The organism is Micropruina sp., from assembly GCF_047607385.1.
In the GTDB taxonomy this organism is placed as follows: Bacteria; Actinomycetota; Actinomycetes; order Propionibacteriales; family Propionibacteriaceae; genus Micropruina.
Genome location: NZ_JASGDE010000208.1, coordinates 1 through 21145 on the forward strand (window position 1 = coordinate 1; position 21145 = coordinate 21145).

General features: G+C 68.5%; 24 protein-coding genes. 14 read left to right on the forward strand and 10 right to left on the reverse strand.

Features of this window, described 5'->3' with window-relative positions; translation table 11 throughout:
• Positions 1 to 327: 327 nt before the first annotated feature.
• From QM582_RS17615 to QM582_RS17660, 10 genes are all read left to right on the forward strand, one after another.
• Positions 328 to 1593, forward strand: coding sequence for an ATP-binding protein (locus tag QM582_RS17615; protein ID WP_415086592.1), 1266 nt, complete (start codon positions 328 to 330; stop codon positions 1591 to 1593).
• Positions 1594 to 1637: 44 nt separating this feature from the next.
• A complete protein-coding gene (locus QM582_RS17620; protein WP_415086593.1) occupies positions 1638 to 2273 on the forward strand; it encodes a TetR/AcrR family transcriptional regulator in 636 nt (211 codons plus the stop codon).
• Positions 2270 to 3616 carry an HlyD family efflux transporter periplasmic adaptor subunit gene (locus QM582_RS17625; protein ID WP_415086595.1) on the forward strand — a complete coding sequence of 449 codons (1347 nt, stop codon included), beginning with the start codon at positions 2270 to 2272 and terminating at the stop codon, positions 3614 to 3616. The genes QM582_RS17620 and QM582_RS17625 overlap by 4 nt, the downstream gene beginning before the upstream one ends.
• Before the next feature lie 4 nt (positions 3617 to 3620).
• On the forward strand, positions 3621 to 4403 hold the full coding sequence (locus QM582_RS17630; protein ID WP_415086597.1) for an HlyD family secretion protein: 783 nt from the start codon (positions 3621 to 3623) through the stop codon (positions 4401 to 4403).
• On the forward strand, positions 4400 to 5335 hold the full coding sequence (locus QM582_RS17635; RefSeq protein WP_415086599.1) for an ABC transporter ATP-binding protein: 936 nt from the start codon (positions 4400 to 4402) through the stop codon (positions 5333 to 5335). Before QM582_RS17630 ends, QM582_RS17635 begins: the two co-directional genes overlap by 4 nt.
• A complete protein-coding gene (locus QM582_RS17640) occupies positions 5332 to 6471 on the forward strand; it encodes an ABC transporter permease (RefSeq protein WP_415086600.1) in 1140 nt (379 codons plus the stop codon). Before QM582_RS17635 ends, QM582_RS17640 begins: the two co-directional genes overlap by 4 nt.
• On the forward strand, positions 6468 to 7601 hold the full coding sequence (locus tag QM582_RS17645) for an ABC transporter permease (RefSeq protein WP_415086604.1): 1134 nt from the start codon (positions 6468 to 6470) through the stop codon (positions 7599 to 7601). Before QM582_RS17640 ends, QM582_RS17645 begins: the two co-directional genes overlap by 4 nt.
• The gene (locus QM582_RS17650; RefSeq protein WP_415086606.1) at positions 7598 to 8605 is read left to right on the forward strand and encodes an ATP-binding cassette domain-containing protein; all 1008 of its coding nucleotides are present in this window, start codon (positions 7598 to 7600) and stop codon (positions 8603 to 8605) included. The genes QM582_RS17645 and QM582_RS17650 overlap by 4 nt, the downstream gene beginning before the upstream one ends.
• 88 nt (positions 8606 to 8693) lie before the next feature.
• Positions 8694 to 9179: a helix-turn-helix domain-containing protein gene (locus QM582_RS17655; protein WP_415086680.1), complete on the forward strand. Its 486-nt coding sequence runs from the start codon at positions 8694 to 8696 to the stop codon at positions 9177 to 9179.
• The gene (locus tag QM582_RS17660; protein WP_415086608.1) at positions 9176 to 9733 is read left to right on the forward strand and encodes a DUF6036 family nucleotidyltransferase; all 558 of its coding nucleotides are present in this window, start codon (positions 9176 to 9178) and stop codon (positions 9731 to 9733) included. Before QM582_RS17655 ends, QM582_RS17660 begins: the two co-directional genes overlap by 4 nt.
• A gap of 103 nt (positions 9734 to 9836) precedes the next feature.
• Here the strand turns inward: QM582_RS17660 and QM582_RS17665 are convergent, their stop codons facing one another.
• On the reverse strand, positions 9837 to 10358 hold the full coding sequence (locus tag QM582_RS17665; protein ID WP_415086610.1) for a hypothetical protein: 522 nt from the start codon (positions 10356 to 10358) through the stop codon (positions 9837 to 9839).
• Positions 10359 to 10751: 393 nt separating this feature from the next.
• Here QM582_RS17665 and QM582_RS17670 point away from each other — a divergent pair, with 393 nt between their 5' ends.
• On the forward strand, positions 10752 to 10997 hold the full coding sequence (locus QM582_RS17670) for a hypothetical protein (protein ID WP_415086612.1): 246 nt from the start codon (positions 10752 to 10754) through the stop codon (positions 10995 to 10997).
• 18 nt (positions 10998 to 11015) lie between these two features.
• On the opposite strand, the gene QM582_RS17675 is transcribed toward QM582_RS17670, so the two are convergent.
• The 3 genes from QM582_RS17675 to QM582_RS17685 form a co-directional block, all read right to left on the reverse strand.
• Entirely contained in the window at positions 11016 to 11369 is a 354-nt protein-coding gene (locus tag QM582_RS17675; RefSeq protein ID WP_415086613.1) for a hypothetical protein, read from the reverse strand.
• 67 nt (positions 11370 to 11436) lie between these two features.
• Positions 11437 to 11850 (reverse strand): PIN domain nuclease, encoded by a 414-nt coding sequence (locus tag QM582_RS17680; RefSeq protein ID WP_415086614.1) that lies wholly within the window; start codon positions 11848 to 11850, stop codon positions 11437 to 11439.
• A complete protein-coding gene (locus QM582_RS17685; RefSeq protein WP_415086616.1) occupies positions 11847 to 12068 on the reverse strand; it encodes an antitoxin in 222 nt (73 codons plus the stop codon). The genes QM582_RS17680 and QM582_RS17685 overlap by 4 nt, the downstream gene beginning before the upstream one ends.
• A 191-nt stretch (positions 12069 to 12259) precedes the next feature.
• Between QM582_RS17685 and QM582_RS17690 the strand changes: the two genes are divergently transcribed.
• Complete coding sequence (locus QM582_RS17690; RefSeq protein WP_415086618.1) at positions 12260 to 13105, forward strand: intradiol ring-cleavage dioxygenase; 846 nt, start codon at positions 12260 to 12262, stop codon at positions 13103 to 13105.
• A 24-nt stretch (positions 13106 to 13129) separates the two neighbouring features.
• Here the strand turns inward: QM582_RS17690 and QM582_RS17695 are convergent, their stop codons facing one another.
• The 3 genes from QM582_RS17695 to QM582_RS17705 all read right to left on the reverse strand — a co-directional run bounded on the left by QM582_RS17695 (position 13130) and on the right by QM582_RS17705 (position 14853).
• Positions 13130 to 13495 carry a type II toxin-antitoxin system RelE/ParE family toxin gene (locus tag QM582_RS17695; protein WP_415086619.1) on the reverse strand — a complete coding sequence of 122 codons (366 nt, stop codon included), beginning with the start codon at positions 13493 to 13495 and terminating at the stop codon, positions 13130 to 13132.
• Positions 13495 to 13779, reverse strand: a complete 285-nt coding sequence (locus QM582_RS17700) for a type II toxin-antitoxin system ParD family antitoxin (RefSeq protein ID WP_415086621.1) — start codon at positions 13777 to 13779, stop codon at positions 13495 to 13497. Before QM582_RS17700 ends, QM582_RS17695 begins: the two co-directional genes overlap by 1 nt.
• 120 nt (positions 13780 to 13899) lie before the next feature.
• Positions 13900 to 14853, reverse strand: a complete 954-nt coding sequence (locus QM582_RS17705; protein ID WP_415086622.1) for a phosphatase PAP2 family protein — start codon at positions 14851 to 14853, stop codon at positions 13900 to 13902.
• Positions 14854 to 14891: 38 nt separating this feature from the next.
• Between QM582_RS17705 and QM582_RS17710 the strand changes: the two genes are divergently transcribed.
• Positions 14892 to 15683 (forward strand): maleylpyruvate isomerase N-terminal domain-containing protein, encoded by a 792-nt coding sequence (locus QM582_RS17710; protein ID WP_415086624.1) that lies wholly within the window; start codon positions 14892 to 14894, stop codon positions 15681 to 15683.
• 9 nt (positions 15684 to 15692) lie between these two features.
• Here QM582_RS17710 and QM582_RS17715 read toward each other — a convergent pair whose 3' ends face one another.
• Together QM582_RS17715 and QM582_RS17720 are read right to left on the reverse strand one after the other, a co-directional pair.
• A complete protein-coding gene (locus QM582_RS17715) occupies positions 15693 to 18317 on the reverse strand; it encodes a hypothetical protein (RefSeq protein WP_415086626.1) in 2625 nt (874 codons plus the stop codon).
• Positions 18318 to 18436: 119 nt separating this feature from the next.
• The gene (locus QM582_RS17720) at positions 18437 to 18886 is read right to left on the reverse strand and encodes a hypothetical protein (RefSeq protein ID WP_415086628.1); all 450 of its coding nucleotides are present in this window, start codon (positions 18884 to 18886) and stop codon (positions 18437 to 18439) included.
• A 691-nt stretch (positions 18887 to 19577) separates the two neighbouring features.
• On the opposite strand from QM582_RS17720, the gene QM582_RS17725 reads away from it, so the two are divergent.
• Positions 19578 to 19811 (forward strand): hypothetical protein, encoded by a 234-nt coding sequence (locus QM582_RS17725; RefSeq protein WP_415086629.1) that lies wholly within the window; start codon positions 19578 to 19580, stop codon positions 19809 to 19811.
• Positions 19812 to 20373: 562 nt separating this feature from the next.
• On the opposite strand, the gene QM582_RS17730 is transcribed toward QM582_RS17725, so the two are convergent.
• Positions 20374 to 21126: a FadR/GntR family transcriptional regulator gene (locus tag QM582_RS17730; protein WP_415086631.1), complete on the reverse strand. Its 753-nt coding sequence runs from the start codon at positions 21124 to 21126 to the stop codon at positions 20374 to 20376.
• Positions 21127 to 21145 lie beyond the last annotated feature (19 nt).

Consider the following 21145-nt stretch of genomic DNA (forward strand, 5'->3'; position numbering starts at 1 on the left):
CACGGGTTGCGCAACGCATCCTCGCCCTGACCACCGCCATCTGGCACAACCACCACACAAACTCCCTAGCCAGAAGAACACTGACCGCCTACGACCACTAACACCCCCAGGAATTGATCATCTAGTGCCCCGGCCACCAACCTTCGCCCGCTGCGCGACGCCCGGATCGGCGCCTCGCTGCGTTCTCCTCGGTCACCAGACGACCCGCCCGGATGCTTCGATTCGAGCGACGGTTCGGGAGCCAGCGGGTCGACCAAACGGGAGTTGGATGCGCGACCATTCGGGACTTCCGATCGCGACGGAACGGGAATGGCGATACGGTGGGCTATGACTTCAGTCGATGGTCTGGTCGAGCGCAACATTCTCTCCGTCACGCTTTCGCGATGCGCCGAGAGTCCCGTCGTGCTGCTTGAGGGGCCGCGCACGGTGGGCAAGTCGACCCTGCTGCGCGCGCTCGCCGCGCAGTTGGGAGGCGAGGTTCTCGATCTCGACGACATCGCGGTGCGCGACGCCGTCGCCGCCGATCCGGCAACCATGATCGGTGGTCCAGGCCCGGTTCTGCTCGACGAGTACCAACATGCGCCCATCGTCCTGGACGCCATCAAGGCCCGGCTCAACAGATCCAGCGAACCAGGGCAGTTTGTGCTGACCGGCTCGGCGCGGCACGAATCCCTTCCGCGGGCAGCGCAGGCGCTCACCGGGAGGCTGCAACGCCTTCCCGTCCTTCCGCTCACTCAGGCGGAGCAGCACGGTTGCGGACGTGGTCTGCTTGCGCGACTACTCCGTGAACCGGCCGAGGTGGTCGCGGGGCCGCCGTCTTCGACCACAAGGGACGACTACGTCGAGCGCATCCTGCGCGGTGGCCTTCCCCTGGCGCTGGCCGCGCCCACCCCCGCGGCCCGGGGACGTTGGATCGACAGCTATCTCCGGCTGAGTCTCGAACGCGATGTCCAGGAACTCAGTCGGATACGTCAAGCGCACGCGCTGCCGGCCGTGCTGGAACGCCTCGCAGGGCAAACCGCGCAGGTGCTCAACGGCACCGCTGTTGCAGCCGACTTGGGTGTCGATGCGAAGACGGGTCGCGACTACGTGCGGTTGCTCGAGTCGGTATTCCTCGTCCGGCTCCTGCCGGCGTGGGACCGGACTCTTACCAAGCGGACGACAGCCAAGCCGAAGGTCCATCTGGTCGACTCCGCCATCGCCGCCAGGCTGCTTCGGATCACCGCTGCCCAATTGACCCGGCGTGACCCGGTGGCGCTCACGGAGTTCGGTCACCTGCTGGAGAGCTTCGTGATCGGCGAGCTACTCGGCCACGTCGCGTGGACGGACGGGATCGTCGGGGTCGGGCATTGGCGAACGAAGGATCGCCACGAGGTCGACCTGGTCATCGAGTCCGAGGGCGGCCGGGTGCTGGCCTTCGAGATCAAGGCCTCCACTCGGGCAGCTGGTGAGGACTTCAGGGGGCTTCGTGCGCTCCGCGAACGCCTGGGTCATGAGTTCCTCGCAGGATTCGTGTTGTACACGGGCGGGCGGAGCTTCTCCATCGACGACCGGCTGCACGCGCTACCCATCGACACGTTGTGGTCCCGCTGAGTCGCGTCTTGCGCCTCATCAAACTGAACCGTACAGTTTGATGCGTGGAGGAGTTGAGCCCTCGGGCGCGTGCCAAGCGGCGGCAGATCACCGACGCCGCTCGTGCGCTCTTCCTCAGCCAGGGCTTCGCCCGCACCTCGATGGACGCCATCACCGCCGAGGCCGGGGTGAGCAAGCAGACCCTGTACGCCTATTTCCCGAGCAAGGCGGAGTTGCTGCTGGCGATCCTGGACGAGGCGCAGCAGTCGCTCGCCACGCCGGCCGACGGACGGGCCCCGACCTCGCGCGCAGAGCTGCGTCAGGCCCTGCTGAGCTTCTCGCACCGGCTGATCGACACCATGCTGCGTGACGAGGTGCTGGCCGTGCTGCGGCTGGCGCTGGGCGAGGCGGTGCACGTGCCCGAGGTGCGTCCCACCTTCCTGCAGGCGCTGCCGCTGGCGCTGCTCGGCCGGGCCCGGGCGATCCTCGAGGCGGCCGCCGGGAACGGGGTCGTCGTGCTGGATCATCCGGACGTCAGCGTGCGGATGCTGGTCGGCCCGTTGATGAGCTACGTGGTCTTCGGCGGTCTGATGGCCACCGGCGTCGCCGAGCGGCCGGCCGACGAGGCCGTCGAATGGCTGGTGGACGCCTATCTGCGCACCCTCGACTTCACGGACGCCGACTTCGGAGACGCGTCATGACCGGGGCCCGGGCGGCCGTCGCCGGCGTCGCGTTGGGGCTGGTGCTCACCGGCTGCGCCCAGCCGTCCGCCACCATCGAGGCCACCGGACGGGTAGGCGCGGACGTCCTCACCGTCCAGGCGCCGGCGCTGACGGTGCCCCGGGTCGACCTGGACGCCGGCTTCGAGCGGGCGCCCGGGGACGCCGCCAACCTGTCCAGCGTCCCGGCGCTGCTGTCCCTGGGCACCGCGCAGCGGATCGCCGCCGTCCAGGTCCGGCTCGGCGACCAGGTGCGGGCCGGGGACGTGCTGGTCCGCTTCGACGACGCCGCGCTGGCCGCCCAGCAACGTGCCGCCAAGGCCGATCGGACGGCGGCCAAGGCCCAGGTCGGAGTGATCGACGCCGGCATCGACACCACCCACGACCGCGAGGCCGAGATCGCCGACAAGCGCGCCGAGGTGACCGACGGCATCGCCAAGGCGACCAAGGCCCGCCGCACGCTGATCAAGAACCTCGTCGAGGCCCGCGCGGCCAGCAAGAAGCTGCCGAAACAACTCGCCACCGTGCAACGCACCCTCGCCGACCTGAAGCCGAAGCTGGCGCAGGTGCGCGACCGGCTCGCCCAGGTCGAGGCAGCCCTGGCCGCGCTGCCGCCCGAAGCTCCGGACGAGGTGCGTGCCCCGCTGCTCGCCGCCCGCACCCAACTCCGGGCCGCCGAGAAGCAGCTCAGCACGGCCATCGCGAAACTGACCACCGCCCGCGGCAAGCTGACCGCCGGCATCGCCCAGGTCACCAAGGGCATCGGCGCGCTGAACCGGGCCGTCGCCACCATCGACACCAACCTGGCCAAGGCTCGCGACGGGCTGCGGCAGCTCGACAAGGCCCGGCAACGCGTCCGGGACGCCCGCGCCGGGCTGAAGCGGGCGCGGAAGCTGGCCGTCATCGCGGCCCGCAACAACACCGCCGTGGACGCCGCCGGCACCGCCCGCGGCCAGGCCGTGGTCAGCGCGCCCAGCGACGGCGTGGTGACGTCCGTCGCGGCGCTCGGCGATGTCATCGCACCCGGCGCCACCGTGGCCACGATCGCCCGTCCGGCGCTCATCGTGACCACCTGGCTGGCGCCCGAGCAGGTCGCCCGGGTCTGCACCGGCGACCCGGCCACGATCAGCCTCGACACCGCGCCGGCACCCGCGGCGGGACGGGTCAGCCGCATCCTGCCCGAGGCGACCTACCCGCCCAGCTACCAGACCACCGACCAGACCCACCTGACCCGTGCGGTGCCGGTCGAGATCACCGTCAGCGACCCGCTGCCGCCCGGCGTCCCCGCCGACATCCGACTCACGCCCTGCCGAACCACGAGGTGAACCCATGAAGCACAAGCGCCCACCGATCCCGGTGATCATCGTCGTCGTGCTGCTGCTGGCCGGCCTGGGTGGCTGGTGGTGGTGGAGTGCGACCCGTCCCGCCGCCGAGACCGGGCTGGCCCTGACCGGGCAGGTGGAGAGCGGCGAGGTCGCCGTGGCGCCGGCGATGGCCGGCCGGATCACCGCCGTCAAGGTGGCCGAGGGCGACCGGGTGACCAAGGGCCAGGTGCTGGTCCAGCTCGACACCGCCGCGCTGAAGCTGCAACTCAGCCAGGCCAAGCAGGGCGTCACGGCGGCCAAGGCGGCGGTGACCAACGCCCGCGACGACAAGGACGCCACCAAGGCCGACCTGCGGGCCGCGAAGGCCCGGCAGGCCCAGGCCGAGGCGGCGGTCAAGCTGGCCGAGGTGCAGCTCGGCTACGCCACGGTGAAGGCGCCCGGCGCCGGCACCGTGGTGAACGTGGTCGGCAACGCCGGCGCCAACGCCGCCCCCGGACGCACCCTGCTCACCATGACCGACCCGGGTGACCTGTTCGTCCGGGTCTTCGTGCCGGAGACTCAGGTCGGCCAGGTCAGCGTCGGCGGCACGGTGAAGGTGACCACCGATTCCAGCGCCGAGACCTTCACCGGAACCGTGGCGTTCGTCTCCGACACCGCCGAGTTCACCCCGAACAACATCGACACCGCCGAGCAGCGCACCAAGCTGGTGTTCGCGGTCCGGGTCCGGATCGAGGACCCGTCCGGCACCCTGAAGTCCGGCATGCCGGTGGACGTGCGGCTGCCATGACCGTCACCCCGGCCATCGAGGCGTCCGGGCTGACCAGGCGCTTCGGTGACATCGTCGCCGTGGACGGCGTCGATCTGAGCGTCCCGACCGGGGCGGTGCTGGGCCTGCTCGGCCCGGACGGTGCCGGCAAGTCGACGCTGATCCGGATGCTGGCCACCGTGCTGGCGCCGGACGCCGGCGACGCCCGCATCCAGGGTCTGTCGGTGACCCGGCAGGCCGGCAAGGTCACCCCGCTGATCGGCTACATGTCGCAGAAATTCGCGATGTACCCCGACCTGACCGTCGCCGAGAACATCGAATTCTTCGCCCGGCTGCGCGGCGTGGCGCCGAAGCGGCGCCGGGAACGGTCGCTGGAACTGCTGGATGGCATGGGGCTGGCCGACTTCCTCGACCGCCAGGCCGGACGGCTCTCCGGCGGCATGAAGCAGAAGCTGTTCCTGGCGGTCACCCTGATGCACGCCCCGGGCGTGCTGCTGCTGGACGAGCCGACCACCGGCGTCGACCCGGTCTCGCGGCGCGAGTTCTGGCGGATCCTGGCCGATCTGCATCGGGCCGGCACCACGGTGCTGGTCGCCACCCCGTACATGGACGAGGCGGAACGCTGCACCGAGGTGATCTTCCTGGACGGCGGACGGGTCCGGCACCAGGGCAGCCCGGCCGCGATCAAGGCGCTGGTTCCCGGACGGCTCTTCGAGCTCCGCGCCGCGGTCCCGCGGGCCGCGCTGGCGGCGTCCGAGACGGTGCCGGGGGTGCTGGCCGCGCACCTGTACGGCGACGTCGTCCGGCTGCTGTTCGAGGTCGACGACCCGGCGCAGGTGCAGGCCCGGCTGGCCGCGGCCGGGATCGACGGCGCGGTGCGTCCGGCCGCGGTGGACATGGAGACCGCGTTCGCCTTCCTGGCCGAACTGGGCCGTGAGCGGGCGTCGCGATGAACGCGCTGAACCGGATCGCCGCGCTGATCGCCAAGGAGTTCCGGCACCTGGGCCGGGACCGCCGCACCCTGGCCGTGGTGCTGGCCCTGCCGGTGCTGCAGATGATCCTGTTCGCCTACGCGATCAGCTTCGACGTCAAGAACGTCTCCACCGTGGTCATCGACCAGGACCGGACGCCGGCCAGCGCCGCCTACCTGCGCAGCTATTCGAGTTCGGACTTCTTCCGGGTGGTCGGCAACGCCGACAGCCTGGCCGACGTGGACCGGGTCTTCGACCACAACCTGGCCCGGATCGCGGTGGTGGTGCCGGCCGGGTTCGGCCACCATCTGGCGGCCGGCGAGCAGGCGGCCGTCGCGGTCTACCTGGACGGCAGCGAACCCACCGCGGCCCGGGTCGGGCAGGCCTTCGCCACCGCGCTCAACCAGGCCTACGGGCAGCGGGTCACCATCGACTGGGCCGACCGTCAGGGCCTGGACGTCACCTCGGCCGGGCAGCTGGAGCCGCGGGTGCGCACCTGGTACAACCCGGAGAAGCGTAGTTCCGACTTCCTCATCCCGGGGCTGATGGTGGTGATCATCATGGTGGTCGCCGTGCAGCAGACCGCGGTCAGTCTGGTCCGGGAGCGGGAGCAGGGCACCGACGAGCAGCTGGCGATCAGCCCGCTGGCCGGCTGGGAGCTGATGATCGGCAAGCTGGCGCCCTGGACGTTGCTGGCGTTCGCCGAACTGGCCGCGGTGACCGCGGTCGGGATGGGCTTCTTCGGCCTGCCGTTGCGCGGCAGTCTCGGGGTGCTGGCGCTGGGGGCGGCGCTGTTCGTGTTCTGCTCGCTGGGGCTGGGACTGGTGATCTCGGCGGTGGCGCCGACCCTGGAGAGCGCCAACATGCTGGGGCTGCTGTTGTCCATCCTGCCGGCCTTCATCCTGTCCGGTTTCGCCTTCCCGCTGGACTCCATCCCGGGTTGGCTGCAGGCCGTCAGCTGGTTGTTCCCGGCCCGGTTCATGGTCACCATCTCGCGCGGGGTGTTCCTGAAAGGTGCCGGTTTCGGCGAGTTGTGGACCGATCTGGCCGCGCTGGCCGGCTACGCGGTGATCGTGATCGTGGTGGCCGTGCTGTTGACCGCGAGGAGGCGGCGATGAGCGCCTGGGGGCAGCGACGTCGGCGGATCCGGCTGCTGATGTGGAAGGAATTCCTGCAGCTGCGGCGTGACCCGCTGCTGTTGCGGCTGCTCTTCCTGATGCCGATCCTGCAGCTGATCCTGTTCGGCTACGTGGTGGCCGCCGACGTGAAGAACCTGAGCACCGCGGTGGTCGACCTGGACCGGACGTCCACCTCGCGGGCGCTGGAGGCGCACGTGGGGGCGTCCGACTATTTCCGGATCGTGGCCCACCCGGCCGAGTCCGAGCTGCAGCAACTGATGGACACCGGCACCATCGCCATCGCGATCGTCATTCCCGAGGGCACCCAGGCAGCGCTGGATCGGGGCGAGACCGCCCCGATCGGGGTCGTGGTGGACGGCTCGGACAGCCAGGTGGCGTCCGTGGGCAGTGGTTACGCGGCGCAGATCATCGCCCGCTACAACGCCGAACGAATGGACGCCCAGGGCGCCCAGCTGGCCGCGCCCGGCATCGACGCCCGCGTCCGGGTGATGTTCAACCCGACGCTGGCTTCGGTGAACACCATGATTCCCGGGTTGGTGGCGGCGATCGTGATGCTGTCGATCATGGCGGTGATGGGTCAGGCGGTGGTCAAGGAACGCGAACGCGGCACCCTGGAGCAGATGTTCGTCACGCCGATCCGACCCACCGAGTACCTGATCGGCAAGGTCACCCCGTACGCGCTGGTGGCGACCGTGCAGCTGCTGCTGGTGGCGTTCGTCGGCATCTTCTGGTTCGGCGTGCCGTTCGCCGGGCAGATCTCGGTGGTGGCGGCCGGGCTGGCGCTGTTCATGCTCACCTCGATCGGGTTGGGACTGCTGATCTCGCTGGTCTCGCACACCCGGCAGCAGGCGCAACAGCTGATGATGCTGTTCATGCTGCCCAGCTTCGTGCTGTCCGGCTTCATCTTCCCGATCGACTCGATGCCGTCGGCGATCGTCCCGCTGACCTGGTTCGTGCCGCTCACCTGGGCGATTCAGATCCTCCGCGGCGCGTTCATCAAGGGCAGTGGCTTCGAGGCGCTGGGCGTGCAGTTCGGTGTGCTGGCGGTGTTCGCCGTGGTGATCTTCGGCGCCGCCGTCGCCGCGACCCGCAGGAGGTTGACGGAATGACCGACAGCCATCCCCGACGGGCACTGCCCGCCGAACGTCCGTTCGGCACCGAGCCGGACCCGAGCGCCGCCATCTCGGTGCGCGGGCTGACCAAGCGCTTCGGCAGTTTCACCGCCGTCGACGGCATCGACTTCGACGTCCCGCGCGGCACCATCGTCGGCTTCCTCGGCCCGAACGGCTCGGGCAAGACCACCACCATCCGGATGCTCACCGGCACCTCGGCCCCGGACGCCGGACGTGCGCTGGTGCTCGGCGAGGACGTGGTCGCGCACCCCGAGCGGGTCAAGCACCGGTTCGGCTACATGTCGCAGAAGTTCGCGCTGTTCGAGGACATGACGGTGGAGGAGAACCTGCGCTTCTACGCCGGCGTCTACGACCTCAGCCCGGAACGGTTCGCCCAGCAGCGCGCGTACGTGCTGCAGATGGCCGACCTGCGCGGACGGGAGAACGAGCTGACCGCCAACCTGTCGGTGGGCTGGCGGCAACGGCTGGCGTTGGGCACCGCCACCATCCATGACCCGGAGCTGCTGTTCCTCGACGAGCCGACCGGCGGGGTCGACCCCGTAGCCAGACGGCAGTTCTGGGACCTGCTCTACGAGCTGGCCGGACGCGGCGTCACCCTGTTCGTCACCACCCATTACATGGACGAGGCCAGCAACTGCAATCGGCTGGCCTTCATCTACCGCGGCGGCCTGATCGCCGACGGGTCGCCGGCCGACATCCGGCACGACCTGCTCACCGAGCAGGTGATCGAGGTGCGGCTGTCCGACGTGGACGGTGCGCTGGCCTGGCTGGAGCGGACCCCGGGCGTCGAAGAGGCGTACCTGTCCGGGGCGTCCCTGCACGCGGTGATCGACCCCGCGGTGATCGCCGGCGACGGCGTGCTGCCCACCTTCACCCGCGGCCTGCGCGAGGCCGGCTTCGCCGACGCCGTGGTCGGGCTGGTCGAACCCACCCTGGAGGACGTCTTCGTGAACCTGGTGGCCCGGGCGCAGCAGTCGTGACGCCATGACGTGTCGGGGAGCACCTCGGCGGGTTACCATCTAGTGGTACGATTGCGTCGTGAATCGGAGCGAGGTTCTACGTCGCGGGATGGACTCCACTGGTACCAGTCAGGTGGAACTGTCCCGACTCACTGGCCTGCCTCCGAGCAAGATCAGCCGCTACGTCTCAGGCAAGCTCGAGCCCTCCGAGCCAACGCTGAAGCTGCTGCTGTCCAGCCTTGGGCTTCAGGTCGGCTTCGACGTCTCGCTGGTTCCGATGGAGCGCACCAAGCGACGCAGTTGGCTGCTCCATCGCCAGATCTCCCGCAAGCTCGGCATGAGCGGCATCGACGACTCCGGGTGGGAGCGCATGCAGCGCAACCTGGATCGGATGCGGTCGAACGTTCAGGGGCGGGTTCATGAGCGCAACCTGGACCGCTGGCAGCACATCATCGACAGTCGAAGCGTGCGTGACCTGCAGCGTGTCCTGGTCGACACGTCCACCGACGGCATCGAGATGCGCGAGGTGTCACCCATGACCGGCTTCCTTACCGAGGATGAGCGGCTCGGCGTCCTGGCCGGGATCCAGCGGTGAACCGGGAGCAGCTGTGCCACGCGATCCGCGCCGCCTGCGCCATCGCAGAGATCGATCGCGTGATCGTGGTCGGCTCGCAGTCGATCCTCGGCTCGTTCGACACCGATGAGCTTCCGGCCGTTACCCACCTGTCGGCCGAGGTTGATGTCATGCCTGATGTCAGCGATTTCGACCTGATGGTCCGGCTTTCGGATCTGATCGAGGGTGTTGGTGGGGAGTTGTCGCCCTTCGAGGAGCTTCACGGTTTCGCCTTGGATGGTGTCGATCTCACCACGTCGGTGTTGCCGCTCGGCTGGCGGGATCGTCTGGTGGTTGTTCGCAACGAGTTCACCAAGGATCCGGTGACCGGCAAGCAGTACTCCGGCCTGTGTCTCGACCCGGCTGATCTGTGCGTCGCGAAACTGTGCGCGGGTCGCGAAAAAGACCGCGCTTTCGTCGCTGCCCTGTTTGATGCCGACCTCGTCGACCGCGACCTGGTACGAACCCGCCTCGTACAGATGCCTGCTGAACACTCCGATGTCGCAGCGATCGTACTTGCTGAGTTGGACACGTAGAGGCGCGGGGAAGGGTCAACCCTCTGCGCACCGTGGTCGAAGGAGTCTGAGAGATGTCGGGCGAGTTGGTTCCGGCGCAGAGCCGGAAACCGGGTGACGCGGCTCAGGCTCGGTTCCTGGGCCGCAGTGCGGGCGGCACCTGCAGCTTCAGGGCCTGAGCACGTGCGGCCTGCACGACCAGCTCCGGCTTCTTGCCGATGATCTCGTTTCTGCGCGCACGCCACTCTGCCTGTGTGTACTGCTGGTCTCTGGCTGCTCGCAACAACTCCACCATGGCATCGTCCAACTGCCTTGCGGCCTCGACCAGCTCGTCAGGATCATTGAGCTTGATTGCGACCAGCGCGGTGTTCACGCGATCAACGGTCGGCCACACCTTCTCCCGGTCGGCCTCATCCTTCGACTCCATGTCGGCCATAGCCACATCGCGCAGCTGCAGCACCGCGTGCTGGGTGGCGGCAAGGTATGTGCTGCATCGGTCCGTGAGCGCCTGCCGCTTCTGCTCAGCCTGCGTGACCTGGAGCAACTCACGCTGGTTTCGGACTTGTCGCCAACTCGTCCACAGGGCCGCAAATGCGGCGATCACCGCGGTCAGCACGGCAGCGGCAAGGGCTGCATCAATCGGCACGCGAACAGCGTAGGGGCATCCAGGACGAGGGTGCGCGCCGCCAAGCGGGATCGGCTCGCGCAGACCGCGACGAGGCCTGATTCGCTGAGGGCATGATGACGGAGTAGGAGGCCGCTTTGACTGACAACTGGAGGCAGCGTCGGCTGTGGATCGGGTGCTGTGCTGGGCTGCTGGTGGGGGTGCTGCTCCGGTTCGGGGCACAGGCGCTCCCCGGTGACGCACTCGGTCGCGGGCTTTGGGTCGTTTTCGATGTGGGTTTCTGGTTCCTCATGGCCACCGCAGCAGTCTTCGCAGCGGGAGCCCTGGGAATCCTCCCGATGATCCGCGGCGACCGGGTCGGGGTGGCACGACCTGCGAAGATTCGCCTGCTAATCACCGGTGTGCCTCGGGCTGGTGGTCGCGATCGCTACGGCGGGTCATCAATGGCTGATCTTCGTCAACCTCATCGGTACGGTCGCGGACAGCATAACGGCCGCGAGTTTCGGCTCGCTGGTGCTTGACTCTTTTCTGGGTGTGCTTCGCGTGCTGGCGGGGCTCATGATGGCGCTCGGCTTCGTGGCGTTGATGAGTGAGAATCGTGGCGCACCTCGGGCAAGTGATGAGACTCAGAGCAATCATGAAGGAGTCACGCGGTCCTGAATTGTTGTTGAGCCCGCGCTATTCGTTCACGAACACCAAGACGTAGTCGCCTTCGGCTGACCTCCAGAGTTGAGCCTGGTACTGCTGTATGCCGCCTGCGCCGCGGGGTGGCTGCCAACCCTCAATGTCCTGCAGGTGAGGTTCGACGCCGAGCCAGAGGCGACGTGCTTCGGACGGGCCTACCCACTCGGCTATGCCGCCGCCGCAGTCGACCTGCACCGCGTCCAGATCGCCGAGAGTGAGGAGGCGTTCGACCTCGACACGTTCCAGGACGCTCGCCCGGTGGTATTCAGCGCCACTCGTGTCGAACAGTCGCGGGCCGCCGGAGGTCCACAGCCATCGCGGACTCTTCGTGCTCTCAGATCTGGTCACGAGACCAGTATTCGCGCAATCTCCATTTGGTGGACATCCAGGCCTCACGGCTGAGGTGTCCGCTGAGTCACTGTGCAGTGTCGAGCCGCTCGATTGCTTGGCCGGTCAGTCGTGCGATGAGCTCGAAGTCCTTATCGACGTGTAGCACTCGGCGGCCGGTGAGTTCGGCGGTTGCGGCGATGAGCAAGTCCGGAATCGAGGGTGCGCGGTGCTGCCCACGCTCAGCCAGGAGCCGCTGCACTTCCACCGCGCGGTCTTCGATCGCCGGCGTCAAGTACTCGACGGGCATGGCTGCCAGCGGTGGAGTTCTGAAACTACGGACGAGGTCGGTTGCCGAGCGAGCTGAGTAGCCCACTTCGAGGCGAGTGAGGGTCGAGATCGCCACCAGGCCCCGTTGGATGCGTTCCGCCCACTCGGCTGCATCCGCGCTGGCTCCGAGCCGGGTCAACGCAGACTTGTCGACGAGCCAGGTCGTGGTCACGACCAGGCCCGACTCATCAGGGCTTCGTCGTCGAGGTCGCTGAGCGTCTCGGCAAGCTGAATGAGGTGAGCTGTGGTCACTTCGGCGTCGAGTCGCCGTGCCGTCGCATGCAGTTGTCGCCGCAGATACTCGGCTCGGGACAGTCCAAGGCGCTTCGCCTGCTCGTCGAGCAGGTCGAGATCCTCGGCCGGGAAGTCTCGGATCAGAAGATCGGGCATCGCATCTACCTCCTAGATATCTGATGATATCAGCGCTATCGGTGGCGCCTCCCACAGCAAGCTCACAGAAGGTGCACAGCCGGCGTCCGGCTGGGGACACGACGATGATCGGGACAGTTGTTCCTCGTCCAGATCGGAGCTCGTGATGACCAGCAACCGCATCGGCCCGCCCAGCTACCAGGGGCGTCCGCTTGCCCGTCCTGGGGGAGGAGCTGGTCGATCAGGGCCTCCAGTTCGACATCGGCACGTTGCTCAGCCGGCGTGGAATGTTCGTCCTGGCCGGCGCCGGCGCGCTCGGGCTGACCCTTGCCGCCTGCAGTTCGGAGACGTCCACCACCTCGAGCGCGGCGGCGACCAGTTCGACCGGGCTGACCGAGATTCCGGACGAGACCAACGGTCCCTACCCGGCCGACGGCACCAACGGCCCGGACATCCTGGAACAGAGTGGGGTGGTCCGCTCCGACATCACCAGCAGCTTCGGCACCAGCACGACGAAAGCCGAGGGCGTGCCGATGACGATGACCTTGACCATTCTCGACATGGCGGGCGGTGGCGGGGCGTTCGCCGGCGTGGCCGTCTACGCCTGGCACTGCGACGCGGCCGGCAACTACTCGATGTACTCCGAGGGCGTGGAGAACGAGAACTACCTGCGGGGCGTGCAGATCGCCGACTCCGCCGGCAAAGTCACTTTCACCAGCATCTTCCCGGCCTGCTATTCCGGACGCTGGCCGCACGTCCACTTCGAGGTCTACCCGGACGAGGCGAGCATCGTCGACGCCGACAAGGGGATCTGCACCTCACAGCTGGCGTTTCCGAAGGACGTCTGCGACGTCGTCTACGCCACCGACCGCTACGCGGCCTCGGTGGCCAACTTCGCCGCGGTCAGCCTGACCACCGACAACGTCTTCGGCGAGGACGGCGCCGCACACCAGATGGCCACCGTCACCGGCAGCGTCGACGACGGCTATCAGGTGGCGCTCACGGTTCCGATCGACACCACGACGACACCGACGGCGGGGAGTGCACCGGGGCGCTGATCGGGAAGTGGCCCGCACAACCGTTCAGTCGGTGCGCTGCCCGTCTTCGAGGTGTCGGCTGAGTTCCATCGAGTCGTGGAGCACACGCACCACTTCAACGACTGACTCCACGTGCCGATAGACGAGGAGGTGTCGCGGCCGTTGCACGGTGCCGACGGTACTCGGCACATGGTTGCGGCTCAGACGGAGATGCCACGTGACGAAGTCGTCCCCGAGTTCGGGGCGTCGGATAGCGCCGATGCCTTCGGGCTGAGCGGCCACGTCGCGGAGTGCGGCCGACAGCAACGCTTGATAGCGCTTCCGGGCTGACTCGCCGAACTGTTCCTGTGACCAAGCCAAGATGCCGGCCACATCGGATTGCGCTGCCGCTGAGAGGCGATAGCGCCCCATCACGCGGGTCGGCGGGAGGCCGCGCGCGCGCCAAGTTCCGCGAAGTAGTCGTCCAGTGCCGCATCGTCGACTTCGACGTATCGGCCAGCGGCGAGATCGGCCCGACCTTCGCCGACGGCTGAACGCAGCGCAGCGAGCTTTGCTGCGTCTCGGCGTTCTCGCTGCTCGACCAGACGCAGGCCTTCTCGGAGCACCTCGCTTGCGTTCTGGTAGCGGCCGGTGCTCACGAGTTCCTCGACCAGGCTCGACTGGTGTGCGGTCAGGACCACGTTCCGTGTTGGCATGGCGCCTCCATTCGTGTCGAACCGATCGTAGCCGCGATGGCATAATCTGCCAGTGAGCGGCTCGGCGCCTGGTGTCGGATTGAAGGGTGGGGCGGAGCTGCCTAGATCTGTTCGATCGGTTCAGCTTGACGGCTGTTCCTTCACTGGCGCCGGCGCAGTAGCTCCGACGTCGCCCAGTTCGACCCGTTCCCGCTTGTGGGGTAGCGGACGGGTGGCGTCCAGCAGCCGCAGCAGGGCGCCGAGGCCGCCGCAGCAGGTGCCGGCCAGGGCGGCGATGCCGCCGGCGTAGGCGATCAGCGCCGTGGTCCGGTCGCCGGCGTCGGGGGAGCCGTCCCAGGCGAGGAAACCGGCGGCCACGGTCAGCGCCACCCCGCAGATGCCGAGCGCGACCAGGATCACCGACATCGCGCCGGGGGAGTGCGCGGCGTCGCGGCGCCGTCCGGTCCGCTCGGCGAGCCGGATCACCGCCACCGCCAGGTAGCCCCAGGCGCAGGACACCAGGATCGCCGCCGCCACGTCCGAGGGGCGATGCCACTGGTTGACCAGGGTGGCCAGGCCGTAGGCGGAGACCGCCAGGGTGCCCACCGCCGCGGTCAGCGAGCGCAGTGTCGGCGGCACCACCAGGATCAGCCCGACCAGGGCGGCGGCCGCCACCGTGGTGTGTCCCGACGGCAGCGTGTTGGTGCCGTTCCAGGCGCCGTAGTCGAGCAGGTCGTCGCGCTGGAAGATCCGGTACTTGAGCAGTTGGGTGGTGAGGTTGGCCCCGGCCACGGCCGTCGCGGCGGCCAGGGCCGCCACCCAGCGTCCCCGGACCATGCCGATCGCGAGCACCGCCACGATGATCGCCGCCACCGTGGGCACCGACACTGTGGACAGCAACTGGTCGGCCTGGGCGTCCACCCGCCAGGCGCCGATGTGTGAGCCCTCCAAAGCCAGCGCGTCCAGCCGTTGACCGCGCCGGGTGCCGACCATCGCCCACCAGATCAGCCCGACCAGCCCGCCGGCGAACAGCGCCGCGGCGAGTGGTGAGCCGACACCGGGGAGTGGACGGGGGGAGGAGGCGGGTGGGGTCACCACCCCATGGTGTCAGGCCCTGACGTATGGTCGAGAAGATGTTCGACCACTCAACGGTGATCAAGGCCGAGACCAAGCGCTTCGTCGAGGCGGTGACGGCCGCCGATCCGGCCGCAGCCGTGCCGACGTGCCCGGAATGGACGGCCGCCGACCTGCTCTGGCATCTCACCGAGGTGCACGGCTTCTGGGCGCGGATCCTGGCTTCCGGGGTGCTCGCCGACGCTGACGCCGAGGCGATCCAGGGGGAGAAGCCGGCCCGTCCCGGCGACCTCGCCGGCACCGTCGCGCTGCTGGACGCCGAAACCGACGCCCTGATCGAGCAACTCGACAAGCGGGTCGACGAGCAGCCGGCCTGGTCATGGTTCGACACCGACCAGACGGTCGGGTTCACCCGCCGGATGCAGCTGCACGAGGCGGTCATGCACCGCCTGGACGCCGAACTGGTGGCCGGCCGGACGCCCACCCCGATCGACCCCGAGGTGGCCGTCGACGGCGTCCGGCACGCCATCGACGTGATGTTCGCCTGGTGGGGCACCCTGCCGGGTTTCGAGTTCGCCCCCTCCGACGCGGTGGTCGCCCTCACCCTGACCGACGTGGAGCGGACGGTGCTGGTCCGGCCCGGACGCTGGCGCGGCGTCGGCCAATCCGGGAAGAGCTACGACCAGCCCGGCATCGTCCGGGTCACCGACCTGCCGCCGGACGCCGGGTTCGCCGGCACCGCCGAGGCGGTCGATCGCTGGCTGTGGGGCCGCGGGCCGGAACCCGAGGCGGACGGCGACCCGGCCGCCCTGGACGCCGTCCGGGCCGTGCAGGCCGGCGGCATCCAGTAGCGGCCGCCGTCAGTCCCGCGGGACCTGACGCAGCTCGGCCGGCGGCCACGGTGCACCGTCCCGCAGCACGGCGGCGTCCACGGTGCTGCGCCGGGCCGGGTCCAGCATCGAGGCCAGCTCGGCGAAGAATGCCGCCGACTCCGGCCGGTACCAGTCCACCGGAAGCTCCGGTGAGTCCGGGGTGGCCTGGGGCGGATTCGGGTCGGCCTGGTCGGTCAGCCGGACGCCCAGGGCGTCCAGTTCGTCCAGCGGCCGGCGTCCCGGATCGTCCGGAACCAGGGCCGTGTAGGTCTGCTCGCGCAGCGACACCCGCAGCCGGTCGGTGAGCTTGACCAGGCTGTCCCCGGCCACCCGCAGCCGCAGCCACTGCTGACGCTGCCACTGGGCGTCGCTGGCGAACCGGCGGCGCAGCCGCATGCCGGCGACCACGCCGCGCAACGCCAGCGACGCGATGTCGTCGCGGGTCATCAGCAGGTTGTTGCCGCCCTCGTAGCTGCGCTGCCGGACCACCGCGATCCGGGCCTGGAACGCCGGCATGGAGAGCTGCGCGGTGTCCCGCCACTGCAGCCCGGTGCCCAGGATCGCGCTGATGAAGCTGCTCATCGACCCACCCAGCGGCGTGCCCAGCTCCTTCATCGCGCCGGCGTCCCCGTACAGGTAGACGTCCTGGTGATCGGCGCCGGCCGGATGCGAACCGAGGTCGATCCCGACCGTGGGCCACAACGGCAGCGGCGAGTCGAACAGGTGGATCGGGAAGTTCGACGTCACCCCGCCGTCGGTCAGCCACAGTTCCTGCGCCACCGGAGCGGTCCCGGCGGCACCCGGCCAGCGCAGTTCCGCACCGCCGGGCCGGGCCAGCCGGGCCCCGAACTCGGTGCGCACCGGGGCAGCGCCCTCGCGCAGCTCGTACAGCCGGACGGCCTGGAGCAGGGCCGGCAACGCCACCGAGGCGCGGGTGGCGAACACCACGGGCAGGTCCCAGGGCTGCGGGAACGGGTACAGGGCGACCTCGGTTCCGGTGGCCAGTGAGCGCACCGGACGCGGTGCGGCGCCGGCGGTCATCGCGTCGATCACTCGCTGCGGCACCAGGCCGGCCAGATCGGCCGGGTCGAACCAGAGTTGCTCGGACGCCGACTCCGCCGCCGGCAGCGGGAACCGGTAGGGCGCCCGGCGGATCAGCTCGGTGCTCATCAGTTCCAGGTTGATCGACCGCAGCCGCGGGTTGTGGGCGGCGCGGCGCCCGATCCCGGTCGGGTCACCGGGGACGTAGTCGCCGCCCGACCACAGGTGCCCGAACCGCAGCACCTGGTCCGAACCGAGCCCGGCCAGGTCGGCCAGGGCGTCGCTCAGCCAGTCGGTCAGGTTGCCCTGCACGGTGCTGGGCGGCAGGATGCCGGTCGCGCTGTCCAGCAGCGCGGCGAGCCGCCCCCGCCAGGTGTGGGAGTCGACGGCGGCGCCGGAACCACCGATCAGCCCGAAGCGGTGCTTCTTCGCCGTGGTGGAGAACAGCAGGATGCCGATCCCGAAACCGATCACCACGAAGGTCACCTCGGCCACCAGGAACACGATGCTCAGCAGCAGCCCGGTCCCGCCCATCGCGTAGAGGGCGGCCAGCACCCAGCCCACCGCGGCCAGCACCGTCAGCGCCAGAGTGGTCAGCCAGGGACGCGGCTCGACCGGTGGCGGCTGGACGGCGACCGGCGGCTCGAAACCGGTCCGGGTCCGCGGCGGCTTGCGGCGGGGACGGGTCAGCCACAGCGCCAGCAGCGGGATCACCCAGCCGAACGCCAGCCAGAGCAGCAGCACCGACCAGGCGTAATTGCCGGGGCTGGACCAGCTGCCGCCCCAGCGCCACGGCGCCGACGCCGACAGGCCGAGCGGCGCCAGCACGAACGGCACCAGGGTGAGCGCCAGCACCTTGGCGTCCAGGCTGACCAACAACAGCAGCGCACCCCGCACGTACTGCTTCCGCATCGCGGCCGCCAGCACCCGGAACAGTGGCAGTCCGGCCAGGGTGGGCTTGAACAGCTGCACCAGCCGGTACTCGTCCGCCGCCTGGGGCCGGTCCTGCTGGGTCACCCAGGCGATCACGTCGGCCAGGCCGGCGAAGCCCTGCCGGAGGCGTCCCTGGGCGACCTGCTCGGCGTCGCGGGCGTCGTCCGTGCTCGCCCCGGACGCCCGGCGGGTGCGGCCCAGTTCGGCCGCCGCCGCCAGGGACGCCGCGATGGCGCCGGCGGAGGCCCCGCCGAGATTGCGGAACCGGAAGTGCCGGGCCAGTTCGCACAGCGCCAGCGGATAGATCACGGCGCTGGTGGTGCCGCCCTTCATGGTGACGTCCAGGCTGCGCCGGCAGTACTCCTGCTGCTCGGCGGTGAACGGGGCCGAACCGCCGCTGCTGTCCAGCACTGGGCCGGGTGCTTCGTGCAGCCGGGCGCCGGGCAGCGCGTCGGCTAGGTCGTAGGCGTCCGGCTGTTGCAGCGGGGGCTGGTCCTGCGGCTCGTGCCACAGCCAGCCCTCCGGCTCGTGCACGTCGTAGCCGTGGTAGTCGACCAGTTCGTCCGGCCGGTCGTGATGGCCCTGGCCGAGCACGGTGGTCAGGCGGTCGATGGCGGCGTCGTCGCGCGGTACGGGCATGTTTCCTCCTGCGTCCCTCGGGCGGAACTACCGATAGGTGCTCCGCGGTCGCTGGGGAAATACTCCCGTGGCTGTCCGGACTTGCCCGCGGCTGGTCACGTCCTCGCGGGGCGAGCCACTCATGTAGCCAATTCCAGCGCGTACACCTCGTTGGAGAGCGTGCAAGTGTCGAAGTAGCTTGCGGGCACCGTGCCTACCAACTCAGACTTCTCGAACGCGGCGAGTTGACCCAACAGGTATTTGAGGTCGCCGCGCTGCACGGAATGTTCATTCACGGTCGATGTGGCGCCGATTGCGGCAAGATACAGTCTGCCGTCTTCGTCCGATTGATCCTGGATTCGAACGTAAAGGCAGCGATCGCTGAGAACTTCGAAGACTCCGTTATGTCGAATCGCGTCCCCGAACTTTCCGGGATTGCTGAGATAGTTGATACCGCCGTCCGTGACTTTTACCGACAACTCCGTCGGTATCGATGACTGGGATCGGAATGCAAACCAGATCGTCGCCGCCACCAAAGCGCCGAGACCGACGCAGAGAATCCAGGCGGACGGACGTTTGCGGTGAATCATCTCAGTGAGTAGCTTAGGATGTGACCACTACAACGCCGAGCAGGTTCAATGAGCCTACGCCACTGAATAAATCATTGGTCGTGAATGATGGATTGCTGGGAGAGTATACGCGCCCTGATGTAACTCCGAACGCTTTGTTGGCGTAGTACCAGGGGCCTCCTGAGTCGCCGGGTTGGACGCTTCCGGAACTGGTCTTGTAGATGGACGAGTAACCATTATATGTCTGGCCTGCGGCTAGGACAGATGTGCAGAAGTACCCCGTGACCTTCCCATACTTGCAGACCAAGCTGCCTACGGTCGGATTACCTGACGATGTAACTGTCCGGTAGCCTCCTGCCGTGTACTGAAATATGTTGCTAGAGGATCCCGAAGAGAAGCGTGTCCATCTCACGTCCCGATCAGATAAAGCCGACGAGGAGCCAAGGGTGTTACCATCGTATGACGATGGCTTACTCGAGCAGTGTGCGGCCGTCGAGATGCCACGAGTCGAGCCAGCCTTCACGATAAATGCACCGGTGCAACCGGAGTAGACCATGCCCCCCTTCGCGGCCGCAAATTCTGCCGAAGTGCCGTCCACTAGCCTCAGGGAGGTGCCATGTGCGGCGAGAGACTTTATAAGGGTATCGGGGATGGACGCCTCCAGGGATGGACGCCTTTCGCTGGGTACGGCCGCATTGACGCCATTGGTCCTATGGTCGAACCAGATTTCGTGTCGCCGCACCCCGACTTTCTGAAGGAAGTCCTTGACGCCGGAAATAAGCAACTGTTGATCCTGCTCACCGGGGCTTCCGTTGGTGCGCGTTTGGAGAATGTCAGCCACACCCCGAGTCATTGCTGCAACGCCAGCTTCGACGCCATGGTGGATGTAGATGATGCCAGATCCCACACCCCATTCGGCTGCAACCAGGTCGCGCGGGTACCGTGAGCGAACTCGATCGACGAGTTCTTCGAACTGATCCACTCGATAAAACTGGGCTGCGACGTCGGAAAGGGCTCGGTTGTTTTGACGCGCGAACGTCGTCAGATCCTCGAGTTGTGCTGGGGAGAAGAGGGTCAGCGGCACCTGAGGAGTCTGCGCTTGAACAGTGCTTGGGCCGGAGGTTAAAGTGCCACCGATAAGAGCCGCGATGAATAGCGCAACGGCGAGGGCGTGCCTCATGGCAGATTGCCTCCCTTGTCTGAACGCTGAATGTAGCGTTTCAACACCTTAGCCCGCTGGGCCTGAGCCCGACCATCCCCGGAGCGAACTATTTATCGACTTCTCAGGGTGGTCAATGTTGAGTTCGGGGGGTCGTGCGTTCCATGGGTCCGGCCGGCGACGCTGATCACCAGAGCGTCGAATCCCGGCGGGAGGGCTTGGCTTGTCGGGACTTGGCGGCCCGCAATCACCGCTGCCGCAACGTCAGGCAGGTGTCCCAGGGTCGCCGGGGAATACTCAATCCCCGCCCAGCCTGCCGGCGGCCTCAGCCCCGCCGGTGGCGGCAGGTTCAGTCGGCGCGTGTGCTCCAGCCCAGGGTGGCGGCGGCGCTGCGCAGATGTTCTTCGACGGCGTCCGCGGCGCGTTGCGGGTCACCGGCGGCGATCGCGTCGTAGATCGCGCGGTGTTGGGTGTGCAGCCGGGCGGACAGCGTGGGCCAGTCGCCGTGCTCCCGGAACGAGTCGAGCACCATCGAACGCATCGAGTGCCGGATGGCGGTGGTCATCTCGGTGATCAGGGTGTTGTGGGCGGCGTCGGCGAGCGCGACGTGGAAGTCGGTGTCGAGTTCGTTGAAGGCCCGCATGTCGGCGCTCTCGGAATCCATCGCGTCGAGCAGGGTGCTCATCGTGGCGAGATCGTCGGCGGACGCCTGCCGCGCGGCCAGCCGGGCGCTCCAGCGCTCCAGCATGATCCGGGTCTCGACCACGTCGTCGATCGGGAAGTTGGCCAGCGCCATGTGCAGCCGCAGGAACTGGGTGAGCGCCTTGCTCGGCATCGAGGTGAGGAAGGTGCCGCTGTCGGGCCCGACCCCGACGCCGGAGCGGACCACGCCTTGAGCCTCCATCGCCCGCATCGCCTCGCGGACGGCGGCGCGACTGACGCCCAGCCGGGCGGCCAGGTCGCGTTCGGCGGGCAACTGGTCGCCGACGTGCAGCGCGCCGGCCAGGATCTGCTCCTCGATCTGCCGGATCACCAGTTCGTACGCGCGAGTACGCGGAATCGGCTGCCAGTCGATGCGAGCCGGCCCGGTCTTGGATGCCACCGACCCATTCTGCCAGTAC

What these genes read in the sequence shown, in the direction of transcription:
- QM582_RS17625 (WP_415086595.1), top strand. Translation starts at nt 2,270, where the DNA reads ATGACCGGGGCCCGGGCGGCCGTCGCCGGCGTCGCGTTGGGGCTGGTG.
- QM582_RS17640 (WP_415086600.1), top strand. Translation starts at nt 5,332, where the DNA reads ATGAACGCGCTGAACCGGATCGCCGCGCTGATCGCCAAGGAGTTCCGG.
- QM582_RS17695 (WP_415086619.1), bottom strand. Translation starts at nt 13,495, where the DNA reads ATGGGGCGCTATCGCCTCTCAGCGGCAGCGCAATCCGATGTGGCCGGC.
- QM582_RS17725 (WP_415086629.1), top strand. Translation starts at nt 19,578, where the DNA reads ATGGTCGAACCAGATTTCGTGTCGCCGCACCCCGACTTTCTGAAGGAA.
- QM582_RS17655 (WP_415086680.1), top strand. Translation starts at nt 8,694, where the DNA reads ATGGACTCCACTGGTACCAGTCAGGTGGAACTGTCCCGACTCACTGGC.
- QM582_RS17685 (WP_415086616.1), bottom strand. Translation starts at nt 12,068, where the DNA reads ATGCCCGATCTTCTGATCCGAGACTTCCCGGCCGAGGATCTCGACCTG.
- QM582_RS17635 (WP_415086599.1), top strand. Translation starts at nt 4,400, where the DNA reads ATGACCGTCACCCCGGCCATCGAGGCGTCCGGGCTGACCAGGCGCTTC.
- QM582_RS17615 (WP_415086592.1), top strand. Translation starts at nt 328, where the DNA reads ATGACTTCAGTCGATGGTCTGGTCGAGCGCAACATTCTCTCCGTCACG.
- QM582_RS17710 (WP_415086624.1), top strand. Translation starts at nt 14,892, where the DNA reads ATGTTCGACCACTCAACGGTGATCAAGGCCGAGACCAAGCGCTTCGTC.
- QM582_RS17630 (WP_415086597.1), top strand. Translation starts at nt 3,621, where the DNA reads ATGAAGCACAAGCGCCCACCGATCCCGGTGATCATCGTCGTCGTGCTG.
- QM582_RS17720 (WP_415086628.1), bottom strand. Translation starts at nt 18,886, where the DNA reads ATGATTCACCGCAAACGTCCGTCCGCCTGGATTCTCTGCGTCGGTCTC.
- QM582_RS17700 (WP_415086621.1), bottom strand. Translation starts at nt 13,779, where the DNA reads ATGCCAACACGGAACGTGGTCCTGACCGCACACCAGTCGAGCCTGGTC.
- QM582_RS17715 (WP_415086626.1), bottom strand. Translation starts at nt 18,317, where the DNA reads ATGCCCGTACCGCGCGACGACGCCGCCATCGACCGCCTGACCACCGTG.
- QM582_RS17645 (WP_415086604.1), top strand. Translation starts at nt 6,468, where the DNA reads ATGAGCGCCTGGGGGCAGCGACGTCGGCGGATCCGGCTGCTGATGTGG.
- QM582_RS17650 (WP_415086606.1), top strand. Translation starts at nt 7,598, where the DNA reads ATGACCGACAGCCATCCCCGACGGGCACTGCCCGCCGAACGTCCGTTC.